Consider the following 12133-nt stretch of genomic DNA (forward strand, 5'->3'; position numbering starts at 1 on the left):
ATGTGGATCGAGCGCCTCGCGCGGGATATCGGCGACCTCGGGCAGCGCACCCCGGAGCGGGCGCTGGACCAGATGAGCATGGCTGCCGCGCGCGGGGTGCCGGGATGTTCCGCGGCCCTGGTCGTCATCTGGCGGGAGGTCGCCCCGGGGGATGAGCCCGCTGCTGGCAGCGGGCAGCACGTGGTCGTCGACTACGGTGCGTCCCACTCCGACCTGGCGACCGCGTTCGAGTACCAGTACACGACGGACGAGGGCCCGACGGTCGCGGCGGTTCGCGAGATGCGCGCGGTGACGGTGGGGGACGTGCTGCGCGAGGACCGCTGGCCCGGCTACACCAGCATGGCCGTGCAGTGCGGGGACCGTTCCTCGGTGACGTTTCCCAGCGAGCTAGAGGGTGAGGTCGTGACGTTCGGTGTGCACGCGGGGCGCGCCGGGGTCTTCGACGACGCGGTGGTCACCCCCCTGGTGGCGCTGCTCGCCGAGCACGCCGCCATGGCGCTGCACTCAGCGGGCCGCTACACCGATGTGGAGCGCGAGGCGGCCCACATGCGCCGGGCGATGTCGGCGCGGGCCGTGATCGACCAGGCCAAGGGGATCATCATGCACGCCCGCGGCTGCGGCGCCGCGGAGGCCTTCGCCGAGCTGCGCAACGTGGCGCAGCGCAACCGGCTGAAGGTGGTCGACGTGGCGCGGAGCCTCGTCGCCGAGCACGCCGAAACCAACGCGAAGGCGCTGGGCTGACGGGGGTTGTCGCGGATCGGCACAACGCGCAGTATCGGTGTGATGACGGCCTCGCGCCGAATCTGTCTCGACTTCTGCATTGGCGCTAGGGTTGGCCGCGTGGAGTTCAGGAGCGGTGCGAGGGCACGTAGGCGGTCGGAGCCGCCGACGCCCGCGGCGATCCCCGGTTACCGGCGAGGAGCGTGAGCGTGGCGTCCGATGTCTCGATCCGGACCGAAGGCGATGTCGCGGTGGTGACACCGGCGGGCGAGCTGGATGCCACCACCTCGCCCCTGCTCGCCGAAGCTCTGGACGGAATCCTGCGCGCGGCCGAGCCGTGCCGGGGGATCGTGATCGACTTCTCCAAGGTGAGCTTCTGCGACTCGCGCTGTATCGGCGTACTCGTCTCCTCCTACCGGCAGGCGCGTGACCTGGGCATCGGCCTGGCGGTTTCCGCGCCGCAGCGCACCGTGCACCGGTTGTTCGTGATCGCCGGTATCGACCAGGTCATCACGATCGAAGAGGACACCGCGCACGCGATGGAGACGGTGCTGGCGTAGCCGCGCCGGCGGTCGTGGCACGCTGGACGGCCTTGCCGGCGATCGCCTGAGCGGTGGACGTGATGGGGGAAGCACGGGGGTATCTACAGCCGGAAGTACATCCGGACCAGGGTGCCGCGCGAGCCGCCGCTGATCTCCATGAAGTCGCAGACCTGGCGGGTGATCCACAGGCCGTAGCCGCGCGGACTGAGCGGGTCGGCCGGGTGGTAGCCGCTGAGCGGGTCGGTTAAGTCGCCGCACTCGTCGAAGACCTCGCAGACCATCCGCCCGGCCGAGGTCCACATCGTGATCGTGCCCTTGCCCGCGCCGTGTTCCAGGACGTTGGCGCTCAGCTCGTTCACCGCCACGACGAGGTCGCCGACGCGGGAGCCCGGCAGGCCGGTCTCGCTGGCGAGGTCGTGGACCTCATCGCGCAGCGATGGCAGGTCGGCGTGGATGTCGAGTCTTCGGGTCTCACACGCCGGGGGCGGCAGGGCATGCGCGGCGTCGGGCACCAGAGGCGTCGGCCGGTAGTCGGGGTTGGCGCGGCTTCCGCTGTGGGTGAGCAGGACGGGGTGCGTGCTGCGGGCCGACGCCAGGACGTCGGCGGGGGTGGTGCGGTTGTCATGCAGACACAGCAGCCGCATGCGCACATCGGACAGCGCGGTCATCAGGGCGGCGTCCAGCCGGTGCCACTCGCGGAGCTCCATAGGGTCGTGCGGCGGCAGGACCGGTTCGCCGACGACCGTGACCCGGCGCGGTTCCGCGCGAGCCAGTCGGTGCAGGGCGGCGACGGTGCGTCCGGGGGCGTCATAGAGCGCTGTTCGGTCCGCGAAGCGCACAGTGGCGCTCTCAGCGGCGTCCAGCGTGCACCGGATGTCGTCGCGTAGCCGCTCGCTCACGGCGACGACGACGTGCTCGCTCGCGGCGAGGGCGGTCCGGAGCACCGGGACGACCGCCTCGCAAAGGTCCCGGCCCGAATCGAAGAACACGCCGTGGTGCTCGAATCCTCCGCTTCCCGCGGTCGCGGACTCCGCGCGCGACGTCATGACATCACCCCGGGGATCCCTCCCGGCCTGTGCCCACTGCTGTCCGATGTTCGTGGTGCTGTTCTCCGTCCGCGGACTAGTGTGCATCATCGCCGACCGCGGCGAGCAGCTCGTCCTCCTGCGGGCGCGCCCGCGTGTACACGCGCTCCGTCTCCGCGGCCACGCGCTGCCAGGTGAACCGCGACTCCGCCCGGTCGGCTCCGGCGATGCCGTAGGCGCTGCGCATCGTCGGCTCCGAGATCAGCCCGCGCAGCGCCGCGCCCAGAGCCTCGGGGCGGGCCGAGCGGAGCAGGATTCCGGTCGTGCCGTCGAGCACAGCGCCGGTGGCGCTGCCGACGGCCGTGGCGACCACGGGCAGCCCGCACGCCATGGCTTCCAGCAGGCCGCCGCCGTAGGGGTCGTAGGGCGCCGCGGAGACGTAGATGTCGGCCGAGCGCAGCAGCCGCGGCATCTCCTTGCGGTCGACGGGGCCGGTCAGCGTGACGCGGTCGTCCACCCCCGCCTCCTTGGCGAGCAGTTCCAGCCGGCGGGCGTCGTCGTCGAGGGCGAGCTCGATCGGTGCCGGCCCGGCCACGATGACGAGTTCGGCCTCGGGGACGCGGACCATCGCCTCGATCAGCGCGTCAGCGCCACCGCCGGCCAGCCCGGTCACCGAGATGATGCGGGGGCGTTCCTCGCGGCGCCCCTTCCACGGCTCGGTGGCCACGCCGCCCTCGACGGTGAAGTGGTCGGTGTCCACGCCGTAGGGGACGACGCTCACGCGGGTGCGCGGCAGGCCCATACGGGCGAGTTCGAAGCGCTGGTCGGCGGAGTTGACGATGACGGCGTCGGCGCGCCCGGCGATCGCGGCCTCCAGGCGGACCCGCTCCTGGCGCTCGGGCAGCCCGGCGCGCTGCTCGCTCGCGTTGAGCGAGTGGAACGTCTGCACGATCGGGGTGTCCTCGGTGACCCCCTCGGCGGTGCGCGCGGCGGACAGCGCGGCCAGGCCGCTGGTCCAGCCGAAGGCGTGGATGACGTCGGGGGTGTCCTCACCCAACCGGGTGGCGAGGGCGGAAGCGAAGGTGCCGGTGTGTTCGGAGACCTCGTGTTCGCCCAGGGTGTAGTGCGGGCCTGCCGTCAGGTATTCGACGTTGACGCCGCGCCCCATACGGGAGCGGCCGGGCAGGTCTTCGGCGTCCTTGCGCGAGTAGACGGTGACGCGGTGTCCGAGCTTGGCCAGATGGCGGGAGACCGAGGCGATGTGCACGCTTTCACCGCAGGTCGGCTCCCCTTTATGGGCGGGGAGGGGGCTGGTGTGCTCGGCGACCAAGGCGATCTTCACGTGTTGCTCCTCATTGCGAGACGGCGACCCGGCGCAGGGGAACTCCGCCCGCGGGCGCGGCCGTGGTGACGCTGGGCGTACGGGGGCCGGTGGGCATGCGAAAGGAAGCCCGGGCGGGCGGAGAGGAAGTTGTGAGAGGACAGGAGAGAATTGGGCAGACGCAAAAGGACCACACCTTGACCGTTCGGAAGGAAGCACAGAACGCGCTCAGCACAGCGCGAGCGGAAGGGCCGCGCGGGAGCGTGCGAAGGAGAGGTGTGTCTGCGTCTTAGACACCCATCACTGCGTCATTCTGCCAGACGGCGCGACGGGCGGCCAAACTCCGCTGTAACGTGCGGTTGTGTGAGGAAGTGATCGCGGAGCGTGCCAGCGTGTGCGCTGGTGGGGGTGTGGTGGGCACGCGCGGCCATGGGGAGGAACACGGGTAAGGAACAGGCCCCGATGCTCGCCGAGACGGGCCCGGAATCATACGTTGGGCGATAAGGATCCGTTGAAGAACTGCGTATCAAGGCGTTTTCCGCCATGATGTACGCGGATTTTGACCATGGTCAACGGTCCCTCGATACGGTTACATGATCAACGCGCCTCGGATACCGTCCTCAAGACGAGGCGCCGCGTGGGACTGTGCGGCAGTGACTGCCGATGAAACAGGAGGTTGGGCGTATGGGTGTCGTTGGTGGGGAAGTCGCGGTCACAGCCCTCACGCACCGGGGTGCTGTACGCCCGGCCAACGAAGACGCCATTGTGGTGGGGGCGCTCACCGTTGCCAGTGCGAATATGACGCTGCCCGCGCGGTGTGTACTGCCGCTAGGTGAACCGGTGATCGCTGCTGTCGCCGATGGCCTGGGCGGGCACGCCGCGGGGGAGATCGCCTCGGAGCACGCCGTGCACCGCATGGCCGAGATGGGTCCCCGTCTGGCGGGGCCGGACGACCTGGACATTCTGCTGAAGAACATCGACGAGGAGATTCAGGAGCACGCCACCCAGCACACCGAGTTCTCCGGCATGGGGACCACGGTCGCCGGGGTGCTGCTGAACGGCGACGGGAACTTCTGGTTCAACGTCGGCGACTCGCGCACCTATCGACTGGAGGGCACCCGGCTGCGCCAGATATCCCAGGACGACTCGCCTCCGCTGCCTCCGTCCGAGGACGGCAAGCCCGTGTCCACGAACTTCATCACCCAGTCGCTGGGTGGCAGCGGTGCGTCGGCCATGACGCCCCACGTGGGCCGCGACGGCGACGCCGGCCCGGGCGCGTGGCTGATGTGCAGTGACGGCCTGTCCGACCTGGTCGCCCACGACGACATGGAACGCATCATCGCCGAGGCGGGCAGCGACGAGGCGGCCGTGCACGGCCTGTGGCAGGCGGCGATGGAGGCCTCCGGCCGCGACAACATCAGCATCCTGCTCGCGCGTCGGCTCTAGCCGCTCCTTCGCTCGACGCGGAGTCCTCGGCCGTGGGGGATTTCGCGGTCGGCTCGGGTCTGTTCGGCGGGTCGTGGGTCATGGCCATTGTCAGGTTGGGCGTGTAGCCGGATGAGGATTGTCGGCGATGCTGACGGTCGTCCGGTAGGTCGCGGCGAGCTTGTCGTAGCGGGGGTGGCCGGGGCCCGGTACCGCTTGCGCCGTTTCATCGGCCGCTCCACCGGGTCGCGCTAGCGGTAGGCCTGGCGGTGGAAGGCGGGCGGCCGCCCGCCGGCCGAGCCGCGGTTGTGGAGGTCGGCCTTCTGGTAGAAGGCGGTCGGGCGAGGCGGGAGATCCGTCGTCGGCCGCGTATGCGGGGGTGGTTCGACCCTCCCGAGCGCTGCCGAAACAGCTGGTGGAGGCCGCCTCAGGGCTGTGACCTGCGCCCTTTGCTAGGGTCAGTCGGTATGTCCCGCGATAATTCCTCCCAAAAGGACGACATCGAGCTCGCCCCGCCCGTCATGGCCGACGGCCGACTGCTGTGGGCGCTGGCCCGCGACAACGGGCTCGACGAGAACTCTCCCTATGCCTACGTGATGTGGTGCCGGGACTTCGCCGCGACCTCCGTCGTCGCCCGGGACGCTGAGGGGACGCCGCGCGGGTTCGTCATCGGTCATGTGCGGCCGGACGCCCCCGACACCTACTTCCTCTGGCAGGTCGCGGTCGATTCCGCCTGCCGCGGCCGTCGCCTGGCCCGCCGCATGCTCGACTACATCGGCGACCGGATCACCGAGCGCGGCCTGACCCACCTGGAAGCCACCGTGACACCCGACAACGGCGCCTCGCGCGCGCTGTTCGCCTCCTTCGCCCGCGACCGCGGGGCGGAGCCGGTGTGGACGCCGCTGTTCGAGCGGGAGCACTTCCCGCAGCACGGCGAGCACGCGCACGAGCCCGAAGACCTGGTGCGCATCGGCCCGCTGGGCCAGCTGGCCGCCGCGGACGCGCTGTGGGACTCGGCGGAACTCGCGGCGGAGGCCGATCGCCCCCGCCGAACGGCGGTGAGCGGGCAGGGCTGACCCGCACCCGGACAGCCAGGGGCGGTGTCCTCCGATCGGGAAAGGTCGGGGGACACCGCCCCGTGTTCGTGGGCGTCCGGTCCGGGCGCGCTGCTCTGTGGCAGCGCGCCGCGGAGGGGCCTACCCGCGGTTGATGCCGGTGGGTGCCCGGACCGCGCTCTAGCCGTCCTGGCCGTCTTGGCCGCCCTGACGGCCGCGCATGCGGATGATCAGGATGACGATCAGCGCGATGATCGCGATTCCGCCGATGACCGCGCCCACGGGGCCCAGCGCCCGCATCGGGTCGGTGGACGCCGCCGGCTCGTCCTTGCCGGTGGTCGTGCTGTCCTCGCGGTCGGAGCCCGACGTGTCGTCCGGGCTGGCGGCGGCGGTGTCTCCGTCCTCGGTTGTCGCCTCGTTGTCAGCGACGGCGTCCTCGGTGACGCTGAAGGTGAGCTTCTCCTCCAGCGGGTGGCCGTCGGCGGAGATGATCCGGTAGGCGATCGTGTACTCGCCGGCGGCGTCGAGCGGCCGGAGGTCGGTCGACGCCGTGGGGCCGTCGAGCCGCACGTCGCCCTCCTGGTAGGTCGCACCGTCCGGCCCGGTGACGACGATGGCGTTGCCACCGTCGTTCACGTCGGTGTTGAAGGTGAGCGTGACCTCCTCGGGCGCCGTGTCGAGCTTCGCGCCGTCCTCCGGGGAGGAGTCGATCAGGGTGTTGTGCGCCAGAGCCGCGGGGGCCAGGCCGATGCCCAGCAGCAGCGAGGCCGTGAGTGAGGCGAGCGTGATGGCGCCGCGTCGCGCCGTGAACGTGTGAGGCATGGGGTGAGGTGACCTTTCCGGCCGTTGCTGTCCGTCAGATGGTGTGAGGACGCGCGCGCAGCGCGTCGATCGCGAGCTGGAGACGCTCGGCCGGTAACGGCGGCCCCCGTGTGCGCTCTCGGCGCAGCATGCGCGGGCTCCGTCGGGCGGGGGTGGGGTCCGGTGCGCCGGTGCGCGGACCGGGGATCGGGCGGACGGCGGGGCGCAGGAGGGCCGGCAGGGCGGCGGTCAGCAGTCGCAGCAGCGTCCACAGACACAGCTCGCCGTACGCGAGGAGGGCGGCCGCCAGGAGTGCCGCCCACAGGTGCCCGGCCAGCATGCCGGGGGAGACACCCAGCGGGCCGAGGGCGTGGGTGAGCGGCGCTGATTGGTGAGGCGTCGCCGTGTGGGCCGCGTGCCCCGCCGCGACGGTGGGAGAGACCGCGCTGAGGCTGTGGAAGACCAGGTGCAGGCCGACCTGGGCAGCGGCGAGGACGGTGAAGATCTCACCGAACCCGCGCTGGCACAGGGTGAACCGGGCCAGCAGCATGGCCATGAGCACGGTGGCCGGAACGAAGGCTCCGAGGGCGACGGGCGAACCGGCCCACAGCGCGTGCCCGCCCCAGGCCAGGCCGGTGCAGGCCACGGCGAGCATCGTCGTGCGTATGACCCGTAGAGGGCCGCCACCGGGGGACCACACGACTCCTGAACCTAACCGAGAACATCGGGGACGTGAAGCCGCCGCCGGGGTCCGCGACGACCCCGGCGGCGGCTTCACGTCCCTCTCCGCCGGAGTCGCGGTCAGCTGGCGGTCGCCAGCTCGCGGCGCATGTAGCGGCGCTCCTCGGGGCTGGTCCCGCCCCACACGCCGTGCGCCTCTCCGGCGGCGAGCGCCCACCGCAGGCACTCTTGGCGAACAGTACAGCCGCGGCAGACGGCCTTGGCGAGCTCCGCGTCGTGTTGCCCCGGTCCGGCCGTGCTCACCGGGAAGAACAGCTCGGGGTCGTACTGTCGGCAGGCTCCCTGCGCGACCCAGTCTTCGCTTTCGTGATAGAGGCGGTTCACCAGGCGCCCTCCGTTCCCTGGCTCGATGCCCGGTGGGGCGTGATGGAGCTCCACCGGCCTGTTGAGACCTCGCGTGTCGAGTCCCGTGTGGGTTCTTGGTGGTGAGACCCTCGCCTGAAGACGTGCGCGAGACCGCGTAGAGGATGCTTCAGCGCGCCGCGACCGATTGTAGTACTACGGCGAGTCGTACTACGCAAAGTCTGCTAAAAATTCGCTGCTCTTTCAAGGTGCTCCGCGGCTCATTGGTCACATTGGTATAACGCGCGTGTCACGAATCGGACGTGGCTCCGTTGAAAAATGTTTCGGGATATTCGGTCGGGCCGCCTCGGGGGCCCAATCCCCGCGCTGGTGGGTCCTTCCGCACGTCGGGCGCGGCGATCAATGCCCGTCTCGGCTCTGTCGCGACCATTCACCCGAATTTGTGTGAGGTAGCCCACCCTTAAGATTTGCTGCGCTTGCTCTATGTTTGAACGGCGAAAGGCGGGATACTCGTCATGCCCCTCCCGCTCGCGGGGTCCGCAATTGGCCCGAGTAGAGTTCCGAAATCGCTGGTGAGTACGGCGTCCGCGGGGGGTGAGCGGGTGCGGCGTGAAGCCCCCGCCATGGCGACGGATTGTGACGGTAGGCGCTAAATAGACTAGTCCTACCCGAGGAAACGGCTCCGAAACATAGTTTCCGAATCCACGAAAAACGCTGCTCAGGAACGTTCGCTATGTTCCTTCGACGTGCCTCATCAACAGATCGACGCCGGAACCCGCGGCCGAGCCGACACCGGGGATCACCCCGCAGTAGTCAGTCTCGGCGTGGGTCTCGTTGGTGTGCGCTCGATCTGTCGTGTCGGCGCCGATAGCGTCGCACGAGTCCCCGCGACCGCGGAGGCCACACCCGCATCGGGCGTCTCCGGTTGCCGCGCCCCTTCCGCTCTTGTGGCGCGGGAGCGCGGAGCGGCCCCGGCCGCCCGGATGCGGACCCTGAACTTCGACATCCAGCAGTGGCCGCAGGAGGTCCCCAGGGGATCCGTTCCCGGGGAACCCCCGTGCGGCTCGGCCCGCTAGCAGCCATGCCGCGGGCCGCGACCCAACCATCCGTCCTGACCACCCCGTCGTCACCGCCCCGAGCCCACGAATCTGGGGAAAGGAACCAAGGAACACACGATGGAGATCTTCGACCGCCTCGAATCCGAAGTCCGGAGCTACTGCCGTAGTTGGCCGGTCGTCTTCAACGAGGCGCGAGGCAGCTACATCTACGATGAGTCGGGGCGGCCTTACCTCGACTTCTTCGCGGGTGCCGGTTCCCTGAACTACGGGCACAACAACCCGGTGCTGAAATCCAAACTCATCGACTACCTCACGGGCGACGGCGTCGTGCACAGCCTCGACACCTACACCACGGCGAAGCAGGAGTTCCTGCAGGCGTTCGGTGACGTCATCCTGGGCCCGCGCGGGCTCGACTACAAGGTGCAGTTCCCCGGTCCGGCCGGCAACAACGCCGTCGAGGCCGCCCTCAAGCTGGCGCGCAAGATCACCGGCCGTGAGGTCATCGTGAACTTCACCAACAGCTTCCACGGCATGACGCTGGGCGCGCTCGCCGTGACCGGCAACTCGATGAAGCGCGGCGGCGCGGGCGTGCCGCTGACGCACGTCAACACCATGCCGTACGACAACTACATGGACGGCGAGACGCCGGACTTCCTGTGGCTGCGCAGTGTCCTGGAGGACAGCGGCAGTGGCCTGGACAAGCCGGCCGCCGTCATCGTCGAGACGGTGCAGGGCGAGGGCGGTATCAACGCCGCCAGCGCCGAGTGGCTGCGCGGGCTCGCCGCCCTGTGCGAGGAGCACGGCATCCTGCTCATCGTCGACGACATCCAGATGGGCTGCGGACGCACCGGCGGCTTCTTCAGCTTCGAAGAGGCCGGCATCAAACCGGACATCGTCACGCTGTCCAAGTCGATCAGCGGCTATGGCATCCCGCTCGCCCTCACGCTGTTCAAGCGTGAGCTGGACGTGTGGGGCCCGGGCGAGCACAACGGCACCTTCCGTGGCCCCAACCCCGCGTTCGTCACCGGCGCCGCCGCGATCGACACGTTCTGGCGCGACGACGAGCTGCAGAAGGCCACCCTCGCCAAGGGCGAGCTCATCCGTAAGCGCCTCACGGCCATCGCCGAGGAGTTCTCCGAGGCCGGGGCGCATGTGCGCGGCCGCGGCATGGCGGCCGGCCTGGCCTTCGAGCGGGAGGGCGCCGCCACGGCGCTCAGCCGTGAGGCCTTCCAGCGCGGCCTGCTCGTCGAGACCTCCGGTCCCGAGGACGAGGTCGCCAAGCTCCTCCCCGCGCTCACCATGACCGAGGAGGAGCTGGAGCAGGGTCTGGAGATCATGGCCGAGGCCACGCGAGCCGCGGTGAAAGTCTCGCAGCCCGCATAAAGCCACTGCGCAGCGGCGGCTTGAGCCGCACAATTGCAGTGGATGAACACCCGAGGGTCCCGGCGACGCCGGGACCCCGCGTTCGGTCGCTCGCGGCCGAAACGAGTCATGAGGAGTACAAGAGCGTGATCGTTCGCAGCCTGAAGGACATCGACGGCACCGACGCCGATGTCCAGACCGAGAACTGGCGCAGCCGCCGGATCATCCTTGCCAAGGAGGGCGTGGGCTTCTCGTTCCACGAGACCGTCCTGTACGCGGGGACGGAGACGAGCATGTGGTACGCGAACCACGTCGAGCTCGTGCACTGCATCGAGGGCGAGGCCGAGCTCACCAACGACGAGACCGGGGAGAAGTTCATCATCACCCCGGGCACGCTCTACCTGCTCAACGGGCACGAGAAGCACACCATTCGGCCCAAGACCGACTTCCGGGTGCTGTGCGTCTTCAACCCGCCGGTGACCGGCCGTGAGGTGCACGACGAGAACGGTGTCTACCCCCTGCTGACCGAAGAGGACGACAGCGCCAAGGAGAGCCTGGCCACGGCCGAGTAGCGTGGGGGTGCGGGCGCGCCGACCCGCGCGCCCGCACCCGCCCTCCGGCTCCGCACGATGGATAAGCGAGTGTGCGGACCACCGGATGGGGGCACCCTCGATGAGCAGGGAAGAAACGAAAAGAGCCTGACCCGTAAGAAGTACACGATCGATAGCGCGAAGGAGAGAAACCCCGAGGGGTATAGTCATGACTGCGTTGACGACCGACTTCGAGCAGCCGACCATGGACGACTACCCGACCCGCAAGGACGGTTTTCCGTCCCTGCTCTACCGGCGGGACGCCGTGGTCTGGGGCGATGGAGACGGCCCAATCGACCGCGCCACGCTGGACTCCTACGACGACAAGGGCTACCTGCAGATCGAGCAGCTGCTGACGCCCGAGGAACTGGAGAAGTACCGCGCCGAGCTGCGCCGCCTCAGCGAGGACAAGGAGCTGAGGAAGGACGAGCGTGTCATCGTCGAGCGGGAGTCCGACGAGGTCCGGTCCATCTTCGAGGTCCACAAGATCAGCGACGCCATCGCCGAACTGGTGCGTGACCCGCGGGTCGTGGGCCGCGCCCGGCAGATCCTGGGCAGCGATGTCTACGTGCACCAGAGCCGCGTCAACTCCAAGCCCGGCTTCAGCGGCAGCGACTTCTACTGGCACTCCGACTTCGAGACGTGGCACGCCGAGGACGGGATGCCCCGCATGCGCGCGGTGAGCATCTCCATCGCGCTCACCGACAACTACGAGCACAACGGCTCGCTGATGATCATGCCGGGCTCGCACAAGACGTTCGTCTCCTGCGTCGGCGAGACCCCCGAGGATCACTACAAGGCGTCGCTGAAGCAGCAGGAGATCGGCACTCCCGACCAGGACAGCCTGTCCATCCTCGCCGCCAAGCACGGCATCGACGTGCTCACCGGTCCCGCCGGCGGCGCCATCATGTTCGACTCCAACTGCATGCACGGCTCCAGCGGCAACATCACGCCGTTCCCGCGGTCGAACATCTTCATCGTGTTCAACAGCGTGGAGAACGCCTGCGTGGAGCCCTTCGCGGCGCCCACGCCCCGCCCGCCGTTCCTCGGCGCGCGTGATTTCACCCCGGTGGTCTGATTCGGGGCCGCGGCCATGGCCGCGTTGTTTGATCGTTATTGGCCGAACCTGGCCGTAACTTGTGCATAACGCGGGATTTCGCTCCTGCCGAAAGCGGCAAAGAATAAGCCGC

General features: G+C 69.4%; 12 protein-coding genes. 7 read left to right on the top strand and 5 right to left on the bottom strand.

Annotation, left to right across the window (positions count from 1 at the left end; genetic code table 11):
• Together ABD259_RS03185 and ABD259_RS03190 are read left to right on the top strand one after the other, a co-directional pair.
• Window positions 1-741 carry an ANTAR domain-containing protein gene (locus ABD259_RS03185; protein ID WP_344099680.1) on the top strand — a complete coding sequence of 247 codons (741 nt, stop codon included), beginning with the start codon at window positions 1-3 and terminating at the stop codon, window positions 739-741.
• Window positions 742-929: 188 nt separating this feature from the next.
• On the top strand, window positions 930-1280 hold the full coding sequence (locus tag ABD259_RS03190) for an STAS domain-containing protein (RefSeq protein ID WP_344160054.1): 351 nt from the start codon (window positions 930-932) through the stop codon (window positions 1278-1280).
• Between the two features lie 83 nt (window positions 1281-1363).
• On the opposite strand, the gene ABD259_RS03195 is transcribed toward ABD259_RS03190, so the two are convergent.
• Both ABD259_RS03195 and ABD259_RS03200 read right to left on the bottom strand, forming a co-directional pair.
• On the bottom strand, window positions 1364-2308 hold the full coding sequence (locus tag ABD259_RS03195) for an anti-sigma factor RsbA family regulatory protein (protein WP_344160057.1): 945 nt from the start codon (window positions 2306-2308) through the stop codon (window positions 1364-1366).
• A 76-nt stretch (window positions 2309-2384) separates the two neighbouring features.
• A complete protein-coding gene (locus ABD259_RS03200) occupies window positions 2385-3629 on the bottom strand; it encodes a glycosyltransferase (protein ID WP_344160060.1) in 1245 nt (414 codons plus the stop codon).
• Between the two features lie 663 nt (window positions 3630-4292).
• Between ABD259_RS03200 and ABD259_RS03205 the strand changes: the two genes are divergently transcribed.
• Both ABD259_RS03205 and ectA read left to right on the top strand, forming a co-directional pair.
• Entirely contained in the window at window positions 4293-5054 is a 762-nt protein-coding gene (locus ABD259_RS03205) for a PP2C family protein-serine/threonine phosphatase (RefSeq protein WP_344099154.1), read from the top strand.
• A gap of 446 nt (window positions 5055-5500) precedes the next feature.
• Entirely contained in the window at window positions 5501-6109 is a 609-nt protein-coding gene (ectA, locus tag ABD259_RS03210; RefSeq protein WP_344099152.1) for a diaminobutyrate acetyltransferase, read from the top strand.
• A gap of 159 nt (window positions 6110-6268) precedes the next feature.
• On the opposite strand, the gene ABD259_RS03215 is transcribed toward ectA, so the two are convergent.
• The 3 genes from ABD259_RS03215 to ABD259_RS03225 form a co-directional block, all read right to left on the bottom strand.
• Complete coding sequence (locus ABD259_RS03215; RefSeq protein ID WP_344099151.1) at window positions 6269-6910, bottom strand: copper resistance CopC family protein; 642 nt, start codon at window positions 6908-6910, stop codon at window positions 6269-6271.
• Window positions 6911-6944: 34 nt separating this feature from the next.
• The gene (locus tag ABD259_RS03220) at window positions 6945-7589 is read right to left on the bottom strand and encodes a hypothetical protein (protein ID WP_344099149.1); all 645 of its coding nucleotides are present in this window, start codon (window positions 7587-7589) and stop codon (window positions 6945-6947) included.
• A 101-nt stretch (window positions 7590-7690) separates the two neighbouring features.
• Window positions 7691-7954, bottom strand: coding sequence for a WhiB family transcriptional regulator (locus tag ABD259_RS03225; RefSeq protein WP_344099147.1), 264 nt, complete (start codon window positions 7952-7954; stop codon window positions 7691-7693).
• A gap of 1154 nt (window positions 7955-9108) precedes the next feature.
• On the opposite strand from ABD259_RS03225, the gene ectB reads away from it, so the two are divergent.
• The 3 genes from ectB (at window position 9109) to thpD (ending at window position 12021) form a co-directional block, all read left to right on the top strand.
• Entirely contained in the window at window positions 9109-10374 is a 1266-nt protein-coding gene (ectB, locus tag ABD259_RS03230; RefSeq protein WP_344099145.1) for a diaminobutyrate--2-oxoglutarate transaminase, read from the top strand.
• Between the two features lie 125 nt (window positions 10375-10499).
• Window positions 10500-10925, top strand: a complete 426-nt coding sequence (locus ABD259_RS03235) for an ectoine synthase (RefSeq protein ID WP_344099143.1) — start codon at window positions 10500-10502, stop codon at window positions 10923-10925.
• Window positions 10926-11112: 187 nt separating this feature from the next.
• Window positions 11113-12021 carry an ectoine hydroxylase gene (gene thpD, locus ABD259_RS03240; RefSeq protein WP_344099141.1) on the top strand — a complete coding sequence of 303 codons (909 nt, stop codon included), beginning with the start codon at window positions 11113-11115 and terminating at the stop codon, window positions 12019-12021.
• Window positions 12022-12133 lie beyond the last annotated feature (112 nt).

The sequence above is a fragment of the Nocardiopsis rhodophaea genome (assembly GCF_039530945.1).
Lineage (GTDB): Bacteria > Actinomycetota > Actinomycetes > Streptosporangiales > Streptosporangiaceae > Nocardiopsis_C > Nocardiopsis_C rhodophaea.